Source organism: Alteromonas sp. H39 (genome assembly GCF_047556435.1).
Lineage (GTDB): Bacteria > Pseudomonadota > Gammaproteobacteria > Enterobacterales > Alteromonadaceae > Alteromonas.
In genome coordinates, this window is the sequence record NZ_CP180210.1 from 1248309 (window position 1) to 1265135 (window position 16827).

Consider the following 16827-nt stretch of genomic DNA (forward strand, 5'->3'; position numbering starts at 1 on the left):
ATAAGGCATTTATACCATGAGTAATCAGGAACAACTGACGCAGGCATTTTGTGATGCATTAGGTATCGACAAAGAAAGGGTCACAGATGATCTGCAGTACAACACAATTAAAGAATGGGATTCAACGGCTCACATGGTGCTTATCTCAGAGCTTGAGAATACGTTTGATGTGATGTTGGACACCGATGACATTATTGATATGAGCTCGGTGGCGAAAGCGAAAGACATTCTGGCTAAATATGACATCGCATTCTGACAACAACACCCTCTCTGGCCATAGCGTACTGGTCACCGGGGCGACAGGAGCCATAGGGCAAGCCATCGTCAGGCGTCTTATCTGTGACGGTGCTGTCGTTTTTGCCGGTGGCCGTGACGAGGCGGCGCTGCAAACCCTCTGCGATCTGGATCCCGAACGTATTATCCCACTGGTTTATGACGTTACCGATGCGCAGGCAGTGAAAGACGCATTCCGGGTAATACAAAAGAGGCAAGCCGATCCTAAAACAGGCTCGTTAATCGGACTGGTGAACAACGCCGGGATTATGCAGGAAGCCTCGTTAATGCTGAGTAGTCTGGAGTCAGTGCAGCAGCAATTGCAGGTGAACTTTGTGGCTGCGTACCAACACATGCAACTTGCAGCCAGACTTATGGCCCGCAGCAAGCAGGGAGCGATAGTCAATATTGTCTCCCAGGTCGGTGAGCAGGGTAGTGCAGGCATGAGTGGGTACGCTGCCAGTAAAGCTGCACTTACCGGCGCCACAAAATCACTTGCCAAAGAACTGGCCACGACAGGGATCAGAGTTAATGCGGTGGCCCCGGGGTTCATTGATACCCCATTGACCGCCCATTATGAAGCAAAAACGCGAGACGAGGTTCTGTCCAGAACGGCCATGCAAGCAGCGGGGACACCAGAGCAGGTTGCGGGTGCGGTCAGCTTTTTACTTTGTCCTGTATCCTCATATACCACGGGGCATGTGTTGCCGGTGGATGGGCTTTTTCATCCGTAAACTGGGGGTAGTGAATGATTGACTGGGTCGATGCGCTGGGCTCGCGTGGAGAACAGGTTGCGCTGAATGTAGATGGCGCAACAGTGACTTACGCGATGCTGGAGGAAAAGGCGAAGCAGACACAGTCCCGGTTGCTCCGGTTACTCGAAAATACATTGTCTGCAGACTCGCCTGGGAAAAAACAGCGTCCGCTGGTGTTGCTGCAAATGGAAAACTCGCTTTCGGGGGTGGTGTACTATCTGACCTGTCTGCGCGCTCAATGGCCGGTTATTCTGGTAAACCCGCAAATGAGTGAAGAGGGGCTGGCCCAGCTGAAAGCGTCTTTTTTGCCTAATCTGGTGTTGTCGGATAGCAGCGAGTCTGTCGGATATACCCAGTGGCACAGACTGACTGGTGAACTGGCGCTGGTTCTGCTGACATCGGGTTCAACTGGCGGCGGCAAAGCCGTCTCGCTTTCCTATACCAATATTCGCGAAAATACCCGCAGCATTTGTCAGTATTTACCTATCCGTCAAAACGATATTACGCTGGCAAGTATGCCATTTTCGTATTCTTATGGCTTGTCTGTGCTTAATACGCACCTGGCGTCCGGGGCCAGTGTCGCAATAACCAAGTTAACCCTTATGGATAAAGGTTTTTGGGATCTAATGGAAAGCTTGCCTGTGAATTCACTCGCCGGCGTTCCGCACTGGTACGAAATGTTAATTCGCCTGCGTTTCACCCAACGAAATCTGCCCGCACTTCGCTATTTTACGCAGGCAGGAGGACGGCTCTCTGCGCAGACTATTCAAGCTCTGACCGAGTTTGCCGATAACAATAACAGTCAGTTTTTTCGGATGTATGGTCAGACAGAAGCGACGGCCAGAATGGCCTGGCTACACCCTCAGAGGGCTGGCAAACCGGACGCGATTGGTCAGGCTATCCCAGGCGGTACCTTGTATCTTGAGGACGAAGAGGGAAGACCGATAACCGAGCCCGGGATTGCCGGAGAGCTTTGCTATTCCGGCCCTAATTGTATGTTAGGGTATGCCGGCGACGTCGGTGACTTGGCCAGCTTTGGTGAATATGGCGATCTTAAAACCGGGGATTTGGCCTGCCTTGATGAGGATGGTGATTATCGGATAGTGGGCCGGAAAAAGCGGATCATCAAACTATTAGGCGAGCGCATAAATCTGGATGGGCTGGAAAGTCTGTTTGCCGCAAAAGCGCTGGAGGTAAAATGTTTTGGTGACGACAGTCGGTTGCACATTTGTTGCTTTGAGCACGGCCTTGGGCAAGTGCAGGCTCTCGTCCGGGAGTGGATTCGTTGTCCACCGAAATTTTACTGCGTGCATGTGGTGGACACGTGGCCGCTGCTGCCAAACGGTAAAACTGACTATCAGCAGCTTGCGTCAGTTGCGCACAGCGCCGGTTTCAGATAAATGCGTAATACAACGATTATGATTAACCAGGCCTATCAGGACAATTACCAGCAACTACTGACGCATGATGTTTACGCGTTGCGCGTTAGAGAGAAGCACCTTGCCCTCTTACCTGTCATTCAGGCCTTACACCAGCATCACAAAGCGCACTCACCGGCCTATTCCAGGCTGATAAAGCAACATGCAGATGACCCTGCCACTCTGGAAGAGATGCCTTTTCTCGCAGTTCGTCTGTTTAAGCAGTTTGCATTACGCAGCGTGCCGGAGGATGAAGTCTTCAGAGTATTGCAGTCTTCAGGGACCAGCGGACAAACCCCGGCGAAAGTCTTTCTCGATAAAGCGACCAGCGCGCGACAAAGTAAAGCGCTGGTGAAAATCATGCAAAACTTCATTGGTAAACAGCGCTTGCCTATGTTGGTGATAGATGCTCCGTCAACGGTCAAAAGCGGCGCTTTGTCGGCCCGAGCAGCGGGGATTCAGGGGATGGCTTTCTTTGGTCGTCAGACAGTCTTTGCGCTTAACGACGACATGTCATTAAATATGGAAGCCTTGGAGTCATTTCAAAACGCTTACGGAGACCAGTCGGTACTGGTGTTCGGATTCACGTTTATGGTCTGGGCGTATTTTCTGGAAGCCTTGCAGGCACAACGTAAGTCTTTGTCGTTGTCCAAAGGGGTACTGGTACACAGTGGTGGCTGGAAAAAGCTCGTTGAAAAGCAGGTGGACAACGTGTCTTTCAAGTCTGCCGTCAGCCGACTGACCGGGATCTCGCGCGTTCACAACTTTTATGGGATGGCGGAACAGGTAGGCACGGTATTTGTCGAGTGTGAGCAGGGCCATCTCCACGTGCCGGTAATGGCAGAGCTGATAGTAAGAGATCCCTATACACTGGAGGTGTGCAAGACCGGTGAGCAGGGCCTGCTCCAAGTCATTTCCGCAATACCGACCAGCTATCCGGGATTTAGCTTATTAACCGAAGATTTAGGCCGCGTACTGGGGCAGGATGATTGTCCATGCGGACGGTCTGGTAAATATTTTGAAGTACTGCGCCGGTTGCCGAAGACAGAGGTACGCGGCTGCAGTGATACGCAGGTTTCACCATGACACTGAAGATCGTCGCGCCCTCACATGCCGGCACTGAGAACACGCTTAATGAGTGGGCGCTGTGGCAACTTTCTCCGATGGCCTTCGCCTGTGACGGCGTCATTGCGTTTTTGCAGGAGATGTCCACCCGTATCATGCGCAGTCACACCTGTCGTGAACATTCCGAGCTGGTGGCGCTAGCATTCTGGCTGCGCGAAGCCAGTACGCGTCAGATGCTGGGTGAATACCCGGCCAATACTTTCAAAGCACTGGGCACGGTTGTGCATTTTACACCCGCTAACGTAGATACCATGTTTATTTACAGCTGGGTGTGCTCGTTGCTCGCCGGGAATAAGAATGTGGTGCGGGTGTCCTCACGCTCAGGCGACGTGCAGGCAGAGATACTGGCTGTGCTCAATGAGGTTTTCGCAAAGCCTGACTATCGTGATATTGCCGGGCGGAATGTATTTATTCAATATCAACACGATGTCACAGAGGGTACAGACTACACGGCATCGCTGTGTCAGCAGGCTGATGCGCGAATATTATGGGGCGGCGACGACAGCGTTAACGCAATCAGGCAGTTTCCCTGTAAACCGCGTTGCCGAGACATCAGCTTCGCAGACCGTTACTCAGCAAGCCTGATCGACGCTGGTGCTGTGTCACAGGAATATACTGCGCAGCAGGCAATGCGCCTGTTGCTTAAAGATATTGCTCCTTACGAGCAACAGGCGTGCTCTTCACCCCGCGTGCTGTTCTGGCTGGGAAGTGCTGAATCGCTTTCACAGTTCTTAACGGTGGCCAGGACACTGCCGTTAGCCCAGGATGACGTGTCGGTGACAACGAAAAACGAGCAGCTTATTACGGTGCAGTCGGTTCAGCTAACCACAAACGTCAATCAGGTGATTAATGCCGGGCCATTGTGTGCAATTGAGTGTGAAGCATTTGATGAGAGCCTGCTTGTGTATCATGTAGGGCGCCAGGTTCTGTTATGCCAGTGTGTTGACTCTATTAATAAGATTGCAGATGAGATGTCGGCGCGGCTACAGACACTAAGTTACTTTGGTGTCCCGAAAGAGGCGCTGGTAAAGTTCATTGGCCAACCGTCGATAACAGGAATAGACAGAGTGGTTCCGCTTGGACGTGCGCTTGAGTTTGCACCTCAGTGGGACGGGTATGAGTTAATAAGCCAACTGGCACGGCGTGTGGTAATAGAATGAAGCTTTCAGTGCTGATCCCTGCATATAATCTGGAAAAGTACATTGAGGAGACCATCCGGTCGGTTTGCGAGCAGCAAACTGATTTTGGGTATGAGGTTATCGTTTGTGATGATGCTTCTCCTGATGGAACTGCACGAATTATCAGGCAGTTAGCAAGCGAGTTTGGCAATCTTGTTCCTATTATCAAGACAGAAAATGGCGGGCTAGCAGAGAATATGAAGACGCTGCTGTCGCAGGCGAAAGGCGAGTATATTGCTTATCTTGATGGTGATGATGTCGCTTTGCCCGGCAAGCTGCAGTCGCAGGTCGACTACTTAGACAACCATCCTGAGTGCGGGATGGTTTATCACGAATCAGATGTGTTTGATTCCGATACCAATCAGTCGATAAAACGCTATTCGACTGATCATTATAACTGGGAACAGATACCCGAGAAGTCCGATATAACCCACCTGGTTCGTTACGGTACGTACCTTCAGGCAAGCAGCGTGATGTTTCGTCGTCACAACTGGCTCATCGAGACGGTCTTGCCTGAATGTAAAATCATTCTTGATTATCCGTTTTATATTATGAATGCGGGCTTTTTAAAAGCCTCTATCGACTTTATACCTGAAGTTCTCGGCCGTTACCGGATCCATGCAGATAGTTTTGGTGGACAAACACAAAGAAGTGTTTCCCGGCGATTGCAGAGTCTGGCCGATATACAGCACGCGACTAAACAGGCTGCACAGTTCGGTGTCGATAAGCAGTTTATTTCGCAGGGCTGCTCGCATCATCTTTTTGCCGCTGCGCTGTATTTTTTGTTCCGGGAAAATGATGAGCAGTTCACAGAATTAATCAAACTGTCGGTTAATTCTGAGTCGTTTTTTAATGAGCGTCATCAACTTGCCTGGGAATACCGTCACGCGCCACAACAGGCAAGAATCTTATTAAGGGAGTAATGCCATGCATCCACATGTCATTGTTGTTGGCGCTGGATTCTCAGGCGCTGTTATGGCTGAGCGGTTCGCCAGTGTAGCGGATCAGCGCGTGCTGGTTTTAGAGCAACGCCCCCATATTGGGGGAAATTGTTACGACTATAAAAATGAACATGGCATTGTTGTTCATCAGTATGGCCCACACTTGTTTCATACCAGTAAGCAGGAGGTCTGGGACTATTTGTCGAACTTTACGACATGGCATCCCTATGAGCATAAGGTATTGTCCCGGGTCGATGGGAAACTGGTACCGTTGCCTTTTAACCTGAACACGCTGGAACAGTTGTACCCTTCCCAACAGGCAGCGTATATCGAGTCGTTACTTATTGATCAATTCGGAGAAGGCAGCAAAGTGCCTATTCTCACGCTGAAGAAAGCCTCTGAACCGGCATTGAGGGAGCTTGGACAGTTGGTTTACGACAAGTTCTTTGTCAACTACACGGTAAAACAGTGGGGCTGTCGTCCGGAAGATATCTCGCCGGAAGTGACTGCCCGTGTGCCGGTAGTCGTTTCCCGCGATAACCGCTATTTTCATGATACGTATCAGGCTATTCCTTCAGAGGGATATACGCCCCTTTTCGAAAGGATGCTTGGACATAAAAATATTCAGGTGGAAACAAGCTGTGATGCGTTACGACGCTTAACGCTTGATGCGGCAACCGGGACCGTCTGCCTGGACGGTGAGGTATTTTCCGGAAAGCTGATTTACACAGGTACGCTTGACTCATTGTTCAGCTTCGTCGATGGCGAATTACCCTATCGCTCTCTACGCTTTGATTATGAGACCTTGCCTCAGCGGGAGTTTCAGCCTGCCACGACGGTAAACTACCCGAATGAAGAAGCCTTCACCAGGATTACCGAGTTTAAGCATATTCTTCCCTGCAATAGTGCCCACACCACTATCGTAAGGGAATATCCTCAGCAATATGACAGAGCAAACCCGGAAGCCGATGTGCCTTATTACCCGGTATTTACCGACAAGAACCAAGATGCATATGAGCGTTACCGACAAATGACGCTAAGGTTTAACTCACTAACGGTGCTGGGCCGCCTGGCAGATTACCGTTACTACAATATGGACGATGCCGTTCAGAATGCGTTGTCTACTTTTGCCTCCTTACACAAATAAAAGATGAATACGTCAACTTCACTCACCGTTGTGATTTGTAATTACAACAAGCGGGAATACCTCAAAGCGTGCCTGGATTCCTTGCAGGAGACAGACCAGCGCCAGTTGAATATGCAGGTCATGGTGGTCGATAATGCCTCTGAAGACGGCAGTCAGGACATGGTTCGAGAGCACTATTCAGATTGGGTTTCGCTGGTAGCAATGTCTGAAAACACGGGGGGGGCTGGTGGCTTCCGTCGCGGAATGGAAGAGGCGATGAAAACAGGAAGTGAATTTATTGCACTGTTGGACAATGATATTTTACTGGATTCTGATACGTTACCGACACTGATATCGTATCTGCTGTCGCGACCGGAAGTGGCGGTTGCCGGTGCGAAAATTTGTACCATGGACAACCCTGAAATACTTCAGGAGTTAGGCGCCTTTGTTGACTGGGAGCGATATTCCGTGGCAACGCCTTTTAAAGGTCATAAAGACGATGCGTCCCTCCCTGCCGCTGTTTCCTGTGATTATGTCCCTGCGTGTTGTTTGGTCACACGTCGCGATATCGTTGCCAGCATTGGTCTGTTTGATGATGCGCATTTTATCTACTGGGATGATATTGACTGGTGTCAGCGAATTAAACGCGCCGGCTTTGAAATACACGCAGTCAGAGATGCGCGTGTGTTACATAAAATGGGCGCGGTATTTACACCAAATACATTCAGTAATTATTACTTCGAGCGTAATCGCCTGCGTTTTTTTGCTAACTATCTCGATGAAAGTACGTTTGAAGCTTTCGCCCGTAAGCGGTGTGAAGAATTAGCGCCTCAGGCTTTCTTTGCCAATCGTAAAGGCAAGCTCGCGCAGGTGCACAGTGCCCACTTTGCGCTTATGGATTTTGCCCGCGGGCGCTGGTACGAACAGCCGGATGCAATTCTTCAGAAAGAAGCCGGCGACGGGTTTGGTCATCTAAGTGAAGTCACCAGTGTGCACCTGCGGGGGGCGGACGATAGTCTGATTAATCGCGTATCGGCTTTGCTGCCAAAGCGGATTCGTCAGTGTGCCGACACCGCGGCGGAAAGTGCAGAGCATGTTACGGTGTGCGCCCACGTATTATCCGTCACTCCGCCGGACGAGGGGTGGGTGATCGATCAGCATGGCAATAGCTGCCACGTGACAGAGCACGCTGGGCTAGTCGAAAGTTTTGAGCGCTTCAGACAAATTTTCAGTGACGTGCAGATCCCGGTATATCTGCGTGAAATTATGGCAGGTTATCGCAGTTATCACGCGAGCGGGAGGACCGTTTGACTATTTATGACAGTATACTGGAGCGCGCCATACAGCTACCGGCGCGTGTGGTGACATTTGATATTTTTGACACGGTGGTATTCAGGCATTTACCTCATCCTGCCTGGGTATTCGCAAACGTTGCCTTGTCTGGTGTCAGCGAACTTACCGGCGTGACTCCAGCGGATTACCGATTGCTTCGCGAGCAGGCCGAGAGGCTTGCGCGCAAGCAAGCCTCAGCGAGCGAGGACATTCCGTTTGAGGCCATTTTTAACGCGATGCCGCTCAGTGCCCAGAGCCAGTTGGCGTTACGGAATGCTGAACTTACTGCAGAGAAAGCCTGTGCAACAATTAACCATGACATGGTTAATGTCATTCGCCGTCTGGTTGATGAAGGAGTTCAGGTCGCTTTTATATCGGATATGTATTTGTCAGCCGCACAAATTAAAGAGACCTTCTTTGGCGATTCAGAGCTTCTTCAGTCATTGCCGATATATGTATCATGTGAGCAACATGTGGCAAAGTTCAGCGGCAAACTGTTTCGCAAGCTGGCGGATGAAAATGGTTGGCAACCTAGCGAATGGCTGCATATCGGCGACAACAAAGATGCCGATGTGAAGGCGGCTGAAGCGGTAGGCCTTCACACGCAATATTTTAATACCCTGTTGAATAATCACTGGATAACGTCGCTGGAAGAAAAGCAGTTTGATGCGGGCAAAACATCTCACGCAGTTCGCCTTTTGGCGAGTATGCAAAACTCGCAACAAGGCTCCCAGGAACGAGTGGCTTACGAGATGGGAAGTTATGTCTGGGGCCCTGTAATCGAGGCATTTGCGCGCTGGGCTGTTTCTCAAAGCGAACAGTCAGGGTGCAAGCAAATTTTATGTCTGATGCGTGAAGGCTTTTTGTTTACACCAGTAATACAAAAAGTGCTCTCACTGATGGGACGCTCTGACATTCATGTAAGTTCGTTTTACGTCTCCCGCAAGTCTGCATTCTGGCCTGGTATCGACACCTCTGCACCACACTGGCTGGAACAGGTGATGGATACGCTGATGACGTACCGGGGGTATACGCTTAGAAATTTCATTGACGATTTCCAAACTTCGGAATCCCTGGCTGAGCAACTTGACGACGGTATTGAACTGAAGAATATCGAAGGAGTGTTTATAGACGGAGAGCCTCTCTATCAGCGGCTTTGTCGAGAGGCAAAAGCCAATGAGTCTGGTTTGCGAGACAAAATCGCACAGCAGAGAAACCTGCTAAGTCAGTATTTCTCCCAGGTCAGCGACGCAGGGTTTGAAAATTGTGCTGTAGTGGACTTCGGTAATGGCGGCACCATACAGCATTGTCTGGAAAACATATTTGGTAGTGTAGCTGGCGCCAATCTGTTGTTCTATTCCTCGTTGCGAGCCTATCGATTTGTCGACAAAACGTTGTACCGGGCATTTTTGTCTCCGGCTAATACGCGGTTTCGGTTAACTGAACGGCTGGCACGATCCCCTGAATGTCTTGAGGCCTTATTGTTAGGCAGTGGTGGTACGACATTGGAATATCAGTGTCAGGAAGAGCAGGTTTCCCCTGTCCTGGCAGCAGGGATAAAGGCAAATGCGCCCTTATGTGATGCCTTCCTGGCGGGCTGTCTGTCTTATCTTGATACCGCGCATCAGCTGTCTCAGCCGCCAGTGGAGCACAGCACGGCTGCTGCGATTGTAGCTCGCTACGTGCTTATGCCTACGGAAGAGGAGGCGGGCCTGTTTCAACATCTGCTGCATCAAGATAACTTTGGGACCGATGGCGAATACCCCGTCATTGATGAGGGGCAAATCAACATGGTGGCATCCATCGGGTTAGAGGCAACGCTGGCAAGCAGCACCAGCAGTAACCGTTGGAAGCTTGGAGAGCTGCATTGGCCTGCAGGGGTCGTTGCACTGCAGGAGCAGGCATTTCTGGCGCGGTCTCAGGGGCTTATGGAGAATGATAACATCGCCAGCATAGAAGAACTGATGAAAAAACTACTGGCACTTCGCTGGACCCGTATAGCGGTTTATGGGGCAGGAGAATTCTTCATTCAGTTATTACCTTATCTGCGTCAGCACAACATTGATGTAACCTACCTGATTGACCGTAAAGCTGAGGTGAGCCCGGGGTACAGCGTGGCTGGTATCGGCGTCGTGACACTGGAAAAGGCGCTTAATGAGGGGGCTGATCAGTTTGTGATTTCATCGCGCGCATTCCGCGATGAAATTGCTGAGCGGATCACGCAGGCAGCAGAGCAGCAGGGAATAACGCATTTGCAACTGGTTGGTGCGTGACATGTCACAGGCAAAGCCGCAAATCACGGTGCTTATTCCGTGCTATAACGTCGCAGACTATCTTGAAGAAGCCTTAACATCGATTGTCAGACAAACGGAAACAGACCTTGAAATTCTCTGCCTTAATGACGGCTCTACGGATAACACCGGTGATATCCTGCGTAGATTTGCAAACGAAGATCCACGTTTTCGTTTACTGAATCACACACAGAACCAAGGGATAATCAACTCAAGAAATACCCTGTTGGCTGAGGCAAGGGGGCATTTGCTGGCCTGGTTTGATGCTGATGATATCGCCCACCCGAACCGACTTTCAAAACAGAAAGCCTTTCTGGAACAGCGCTCTGATCATATCGCAGTCACCTGTGAATATATTGAATTTTCTGAGCATGACGAAATCTATCGTAAGCGTGATCCTAGGGATGTATCCAGAGAGACACTATTGTTTTACAACTACGTTCTGAATCCGGGCACTATGGTTCGCGCCGACGTACTCAAAGAGGCATCAATTACCTTCGATGAAACACTTGCAGGCGCCAGCGATTATCAGTTTTGGGTAGATGTTAGTCGTCACGGCCAAATCGGTGTAATTCATGAACCGTTAATGCGCTACCGCCGTCATAATCAACAGGAATCAACAGCCCAGATCCGCCGTCAGTTGCAGGGGTGTCAGCAGATTGTAACTCGGCAACTTGCTGCAATGGGAGTGAACATTCCGGATGAAAACCTGATGGCGCAGTTTCTGATTTATCCCGCAGATATTCTCAAGCTGCCTTACAGCACGAAATCGATGCGAACCGCCGCGCTAATCGGTGCTCAGATCCTCTCCTGTTACGAGCGAGCCTCATATACCGATGAAGTGGCAGTGCTAACCGTACACTTGTTGCGCAGACATGCAGTGAGAACCGGACTTGCAGGCTTGTATTACTTTACCCGTACTGTAGGATTAAAAAAGTTTCTGGAGGGTAAATACTTTGGTGCTGCTTTGGCTCTTGATTGCCTCCGTCGTAAATATTAGCAATCGATTGCTATTCACATCAGGTCAATCAGCGTCATGATCGAGTCTATACAATTACACCTTAGCGACGATGAAGACTATCAGGTCTCACTTGAAAAAAAGTTGTCTGAGCTAATCAGCCGCCAATTCCGCAAAAACCTGATTGCCTTCAGATCTTACATGCCATCTGTCGCAACACTGCTGAACGGTATTACTTCCAGCAACCTTTCCGTTTTTTGTAACAAACACGGTGAAGCTAACGTAGTCGATTATGGCCAGGGGCGGGTATTCTATGGCACGCATCCGCAGAAAGAGGTACTTCAGCAGTATCACGATTTTCTTGCCCACCCACTTCGCTTTTCAGTGAGCGACAAGGGCAGCGAATTAGGAACGGAACATTCACTCACTGACTCACCGCTGATGTCTTATTTCTGCGATGGCTTGCCAACTCGTGTGTCTGTTATGGTGGTATTGGGTGTTGGCCTGGGCTATCACTTGGAGCACATTCTTAAGTCGGGGAAGGTTGACCACCTGATCGTTTATGAACCAGAGCCTCAGCTTTTTCGATGCTCTGCATTTGTTTTGGCCTGGAATGAACTTCTCAAGCTGGCTCAGTCCGCCAAGACCTCCATCTATTTACAAATAGGAAATACTGGTGAGAGTCTGCGCAGTGACTTGCGAGAGCTTGCTGAAAACGTCTCATTCGACGACGTCTATCTGTATCGACATTACAATACGTCGACATTCAGCTACATCGTATATGATTTGGCTATCAACGGTTTGCAGTTGAAAGAGAATACAGACTCAGGAAGCAAATTGCTGGGCTTGAAGAACCACTTTTTACCTCGATGGTCGGGGGGGCTGAAGCTCAATAAGTGGCAGGACGTGACACCGACCCTGCGCTACAAAAAAAATCTGCAGGCGTTTTCCAAATATGTGCCGGACGTTTACGAGCAATTCAAGAGCTATGAGCCGGAAAGCTGGCTCCCCGTGCAGGAAGGGGAAGCGATAAACCTGGTGAGTCGTCGCTTGCTGACACCCTGGTATGCCAGTGATCCGGTCGAGACGTGCAGACAACAATTTGAAAGTTTTTGCCAGCACCCCAGGAAAGATGGCGTCGTGCTCGGCTATGACGGTGACAAGTTAAAGCACTATCTGCACTATCAGTTCGTTAATAAATCTGAAGAGATCCTGGACGATGTCCATGAAAAGCAACAATCGTTGCCATCTCGAATTAAGTCGCTGATCATGTTTGGGCTCGGGAGTGGCTATGATCTGAAAATCATCAGCGAAGAGCGCACAATCGAAAAGCTTTTTATCTGTGAGCCAAATCGGGATTTCTTCTACGCCTCATTATTCGCTATCGACTGGGCGTCCCTACTCGAAAAAGTTGACGAAGAAGGGGGACGTATCTATTTGAACGTAGGTGATGACGGTAGTCATTTGTTCACGGACTTGCTGAACCAGTTTCACTCTATCGGGCCATACGTACTCGCCCAGACCTATTTTTATCAGGGGTATTTTGACGACCGACTGAGTAATGCAATCGCACAACTCAGAGAGCAGTTGCAGGTCGTTATTGCAATGGGAGAGTACTTCGATCACGCTTACTTTGGAATTAGCCACACGCTTGAATCCATTCGCAGAAAGCACAAATTTTTGCAGAGTAGCAAAATCACTCAACTTAACGAGCGCCTGTGTGAAACGCCAGTGTTTATTGTTGGCAATGGCCCTTCTCTGGATAGTTCGCTGGAAACGCTGCGTGAAAATCAGGATAAGGCGATAATTGTAAGCTGTGGTACTGCCATTCAGGTGCTATATCGGCATGGCATTCAGCCTGATTTTCACGCTGAAATTGAACAAAACCGATCAACCTTTGACTGGGCGAAATCAGTCTATGCTGATGAGTTTCTAAAGAAAATTGATTTGATTTCCTGCAATGGTTTCCATCCCGATACCAGTGAGCTCTACAAAGATATTTATTTGGTCTTCAAGGAAGGGGAGTCTTCTACCGTTTCTAGCCTGGCGGTAGTAGAGCAAGACAGGTTCGCCACATTGAAGTACGCGTTTCCAACCGTATCGAACTTCGCGGTAAACACAGTGATGGCTTGGGGCAGCAAGCAGGTTTATCTTTTCGGTGTCGATCTGGGGTTCAAGGATCCGAAAAAGCACCATTCCAAAGACTCAGGCTATTACAACGACGATGGTGAAGAAGTTTACGATTACAGCGAAAAAAACAATGTTTCGTTGAGGGTGCCCGGGAATTTCTCCGATCTGGTCAATACAAAGTACGAATTCAAAGTCGCTGGGACCTCTCTGGAGCGTGCGCTGGCTGTTTACAGGCCCGAGTGTTATAACACCTCAGACGGTGCGCGAATTAAAGGAACTGTGCCTTTGCCCCTTGATATGGTGCTGTTAACGAATTCTGCAGACCATAAGCAGCAGACATTGCAGGCCTTACGAGAAGAACTGTATGTTGAAATTCCGCCAGAGAGTTACTTTGCACGGTACGAGAATAGATACAGCAGACAACAACTCTCTGATGACCTGAGCGCGCTTGAACAAAGCATCCAGCAACCCTTCGAGAGTAGCGAGCAAGCTGAACAATCTATCGAATCACAAAAGAAGCTTATGTTTGATTCGTACCAGTCTCATAAAAGCCTGCTTTTTTACTACCTTTATGGCTCCATGAATTACTTTCACGCTGCACTCTCGAAAGTACTTGGGGCAGGGCTTGATGAAGAACAATGTGTTGAAGCCTGTGAAAAGATCAGAGCCCACTGGGAAACGTCATTTAGCATGATGCACAAGCAGATGTTGTTGCCTGAGCTGGCTTTCGATGTGTCAACGGCGATTTCACAGCGGCGCTACTACACCTCTTTAAAGCAAAGTCTTGACGGTTTTTCAGTCACTGTAGTGACTGACTCCGTGTCTTTTCGTGAGGCGTTGAAAGGATTTATTGCCGAAAATGACATCAGTCTGAATGTGCGCTGGGTAGAGCCTAGATTTGTCAAACATCACACGGACACTGAATCGCAGGTAATTGTTTACCTTGCACATGCTTCTCACGGTGAACTTGAAGACCTGTTGACAAAGCTGGCACGAAAGGCGCTGGTAATTTCAAATGAAAAGAGCAGTGAGATAGTCAGTATAACGGCGGGTTTTGACTGTCCTTGTCTCTGGCTTGGTGGAAACATATTTACCGACAACGCAATATTACAGGCAAACGACTTTTTCCGGGTTTCTATCGCTCTGAGTTTCCTAACGGTTGCGGAACGTTACAGTCTGATATTGCCTAAAGTCTATGTAAATGAAGGCATTGAAGAACCATACGTTTTACCTGACTGGATCTACAATGAGTATGACCACATCTACGATGCAAATATTGCCATCGCGTTTTCGAAAATGAGTCTGAGTAACAAGGAAACGTTATTACCTAACGGGCACCGCAGTATGAGAATTTTTGAGCGCCCCGGGTGGCATAAATTAACTCTGGAACGTTTTGGGCCGGATTATCTGGCCGAATACCGGGATTTTCAGTGCGCAAAACGCCCATATCTGCTTGAGAAGTAGAGCACTTTGACTCAAGACAATTTATTTTTGGTCGATAGTTAATTAAGAGTTTGTTTCCGAAATCAGTATGAAGCATATTGCATTAATAGAGTCACCTTTTCACCTGATTTGTCTGAGTGAAGCCATCGATGAATTTACAATATCGGCATTGGATATTGTCGTTGTGACATCACATTCCAGCAGGAATTTCGCTCAGCTTGAAGCCGTGAAATCGTTTTACAAAAATCTCAATGCGGCTGGCGTAAAATGGTACTTCGGAGATACAGACACTGCCTCTGATACTGATTTAAATGAACGTATTGGGGTTTACGCCCGCGTTTATAACGAATTGAAGCATAACGACTACAGACGCTTGTTTATTTCAGATTTTCGTTCGCAATGGCAAAAAGATATTGCAGCAACGAGCAATGCGCCGGAAAAGTGGCTACTCGATGACGGCACGGCTACCCTGGCTTTCTGCTATTATCACTTGCCTAAAGGGCGGCTGTTTAGCCTGCCTGTCTATGGTTCTGGGGCGCGCCTGCGGGAGGCGCAAAAGATTAAAGAGGACTATGGGCTGTCACTGAGAGACGTAACAAAATTAAACATGTTTACGGTGTTTGATAAGCATGTTCCTCAGCAAATACTGACACGCCATAACACTCTTCGGAGCCTGCAAAAATCGTTTGATAGTCTGGCGACTGATACAACGCTGATTATTGGCGCCAAAATTCTTGAGAGGGATTTTTGTTCGGTACGTGACTATCACGCTTTCATCGAGACGATTATTGCCGAGGCGACAAGCGAAGTGGTTTATGTGCCACACCGGGGACAGTCTCAGCATTTTAACGATGCCCTAGCAGATGCGTTTCCTCAATTGGAGATCCTGTACATCGACTCTCCCTTGGAAATCTGGTTTTATCAGCAGGCATCTCCGCCTGCACATGTTTGTGGCTTTGTCTCGACGTTCTTCTATGTTGCCGCTCAGGTGTTTGAACAGGTTAAGCTTACCTGTTATGCCCCGACCAACGATGTTCTAAGTCAGGCCGATAAAGCGGGAGTCTACGGCAGCGACTTATTTACCAACAGCGAAGCGATCCGCATAAATTTTCAGTGCCTTCCCGAAGCGGTTGAGCGCCGCTATATCGAAGCCGAGGTATGTGAAAGTGACTGAAAAGACAGTGTGTATTATTCCTGCCCGGGGCGGCTCCAAAGGCCTGCCCGGAAAGAATATTAAAGCCTTAGCCGGTAAACCTCTGATTGCGCACAGTGTGATGCACGCGAGGGACGCTGAGACCATTGATGACGTGTATGTATCCAGTGATAGTAATGACATTCTGTCGATTGCAGCACAGTATGGTGCAAAACCTATCGTTAGGCCTGACAGCATAAGTGGTGATGAAGCATCCTCAGAGTCGTCACTTCTTCACGCATTGGAGTTTTTATCCCAGCAAGGTGTTGAACCTTCACTGGTCGTTTTTTTGCAATGCACGTCGCCGGTGCGAAGCGCGCGGGATATCGATAATGCAGTGACAACGTTGCGTAAAGAGCGGGCAGACTCTTTACTTTCGGTTGCAGCTTCACATCGTTTTCTGTGGCAGCGCGATGAGCATGGTGTTGTGCAATCCCTAAACTATGACTATCGCAATAGGCCGCGTCGTCAGGATATGCAGCCGCAGTATCAGGAAAATGGCTCTATTTATGTATTTACTCCTGACGTTTTAAAAACGTACGGTAATCGGCTGGGAGGGAAAGTGGCACTTTATGAGATGGCAGAGGATAGCTGTGTCGATATCGACAATGAATTTGACTTTTTCCTGGCAGAGCAATGTTTAAAAGAGCAGGCAGAGGTCTGAT

At 49.0% G+C, this 16827-nt stretch carries 13 protein-coding genes; all 13 read left to right on the forward strand.

The genetic code is table 11. From position 1 onward, the window contains the following. Positions 1–16 precede the first annotated feature (16 nt). The 13 genes from ACLBLI_RS05445 (at position 17) to ACLBLI_RS05505 (ending at position 16826) form a co-directional block, all read left to right on the forward strand. On the forward strand, positions 17–256 hold the full coding sequence (locus ACLBLI_RS05445; protein ID WP_414830120.1) for an acyl carrier protein: 240 nt from the start codon (positions 17–19) through the stop codon (positions 254–256). Next, on the forward strand, positions 240–1007 hold the full coding sequence (locus ACLBLI_RS05450) for an SDR family NAD(P)-dependent oxidoreductase (RefSeq protein ID WP_414830121.1): 768 nt from the start codon (positions 240–242) through the stop codon (positions 1005–1007). The genes ACLBLI_RS05445 and ACLBLI_RS05450 overlap by 17 nt, the downstream gene beginning before the upstream one ends. Positions 1008–1021: 14 nt before the next feature. Further along, the gene (locus ACLBLI_RS05455) at positions 1022–2428 is read left to right on the forward strand and encodes an AMP-binding protein (RefSeq protein WP_414830122.1); all 1407 of its coding nucleotides are present in this window, start codon (positions 1022–1024) and stop codon (positions 2426–2428) included. Next, entirely contained in the window at positions 2429–3532 is a 1104-nt protein-coding gene (locus ACLBLI_RS05460) for an acyl-protein synthetase (RefSeq protein ID WP_414830123.1), read from the forward strand. Continuing rightward, positions 3529–4731 carry an acyl-CoA reductase gene (locus ACLBLI_RS05465; RefSeq protein ID WP_414830124.1) on the forward strand — a complete coding sequence of 401 codons (1203 nt, stop codon included), beginning with the start codon at positions 3529–3531 and terminating at the stop codon, positions 4729–4731. Before ACLBLI_RS05460 ends, ACLBLI_RS05465 begins: the two co-directional genes overlap by 4 nt. Further along, positions 4728–5672: a glycosyltransferase family 2 protein gene (locus ACLBLI_RS05470; protein ID WP_414830125.1), complete on the forward strand. Its 945-nt coding sequence runs from the start codon at positions 4728–4730 to the stop codon at positions 5670–5672. Before ACLBLI_RS05465 ends, ACLBLI_RS05470 begins: the two co-directional genes overlap by 4 nt. Positions 5673–5676: 4 nt before the next feature. Then, positions 5677–6837, forward strand: coding sequence for a UDP-galactopyranose mutase (gene glf / locus ACLBLI_RS05475; protein ID WP_414830126.1), 1161 nt, complete (start codon positions 5677–5679; stop codon positions 6835–6837). Between the two features lie 3 nt (positions 6838–6840). Further along, positions 6841–8127, forward strand: coding sequence for a glycosyltransferase family 2 protein (locus ACLBLI_RS05480; RefSeq protein WP_414830127.1), 1287 nt, complete (start codon positions 6841–6843; stop codon positions 8125–8127). Next, entirely contained in the window at positions 8124–10421 is a 2298-nt protein-coding gene (locus tag ACLBLI_RS05485) for an HAD family hydrolase (RefSeq protein ID WP_414830128.1), read from the forward strand. Before ACLBLI_RS05480 ends, ACLBLI_RS05485 begins: the two co-directional genes overlap by 4 nt. Before the next feature lies 1 nt (position 10422). Next, the gene (locus tag ACLBLI_RS05490) at positions 10423–11439 is read left to right on the forward strand and encodes a glycosyltransferase family 2 protein (RefSeq protein WP_414830129.1); all 1017 of its coding nucleotides are present in this window, start codon (positions 10423–10425) and stop codon (positions 11437–11439) included. Positions 11440–11475: 36 nt separating this feature from the next. Next, a complete protein-coding gene (locus ACLBLI_RS05495) occupies positions 11476–14991 on the forward strand; it encodes a 6-hydroxymethylpterin diphosphokinase MptE-like protein (protein ID WP_414830130.1) in 3516 nt (1171 codons plus the stop codon). A gap of 67 nt (positions 14992–15058) precedes the next feature. Then, positions 15059–16144 (forward strand): polysialyltransferase family glycosyltransferase, encoded by a 1086-nt coding sequence (locus ACLBLI_RS05500; RefSeq protein WP_414830131.1) that lies wholly within the window; start codon positions 15059–15061, stop codon positions 16142–16144. Then, positions 16137–16826, forward strand: a complete 690-nt coding sequence (locus ACLBLI_RS05505; protein WP_414830132.1) for a cytidylyltransferase domain-containing protein — start codon at positions 16137–16139, stop codon at positions 16824–16826. Before ACLBLI_RS05500 ends, ACLBLI_RS05505 begins: the two co-directional genes overlap by 8 nt. The last annotated feature ends 1 nt before the right edge of the window (position 16827 follow it).

Bases quoted from the DNA above. Each gene is read 5' to 3' on its own strand.
- ACLBLI_RS05445 (WP_414830120.1), top strand. From the start codon at position 17: ATGAGTAATCAGGAACAACTGACGCAGGCATTTTGTGATGCATTAGGT.
- ACLBLI_RS05450 (WP_414830121.1), top strand. From the start codon at position 240: ATGACATCGCATTCTGACAACAACACCCTCTCTGGCCATAGCGTACTG.
- ACLBLI_RS05455 (WP_414830122.1), top strand. From the start codon at position 1,022: ATGATTGACTGGGTCGATGCGCTGGGCTCGCGTGGAGAACAGGTTGCG.
- ACLBLI_RS05460 (WP_414830123.1), top strand. From the start codon at position 2,429: ATGCGTAATACAACGATTATGATTAACCAGGCCTATCAGGACAATTAC.
- ACLBLI_RS05465 (WP_414830124.1), top strand. From the start codon at position 3,529: ATGACACTGAAGATCGTCGCGCCCTCACATGCCGGCACTGAGAACACG.
- ACLBLI_RS05470 (WP_414830125.1), top strand. From the start codon at position 4,728: ATGAAGCTTTCAGTGCTGATCCCTGCATATAATCTGGAAAAGTACATT.
- glf (WP_414830126.1), top strand. From the start codon at position 5,677: ATGCATCCACATGTCATTGTTGTTGGCGCTGGATTCTCAGGCGCTGTT.
- ACLBLI_RS05480 (WP_414830127.1), top strand. From the start codon at position 6,841: ATGAATACGTCAACTTCACTCACCGTTGTGATTTGTAATTACAACAAG.
- ACLBLI_RS05490 (WP_414830129.1), top strand. From the start codon at position 10,423: ATGTCACAGGCAAAGCCGCAAATCACGGTGCTTATTCCGTGCTATAAC.
- ACLBLI_RS05495 (WP_414830130.1), top strand. From the start codon at position 11,476: ATGATCGAGTCTATACAATTACACCTTAGCGACGATGAAGACTATCAG.
- ACLBLI_RS05500 (WP_414830131.1), top strand. From the start codon at position 15,059: ATGAAGCATATTGCATTAATAGAGTCACCTTTTCACCTGATTTGTCTG.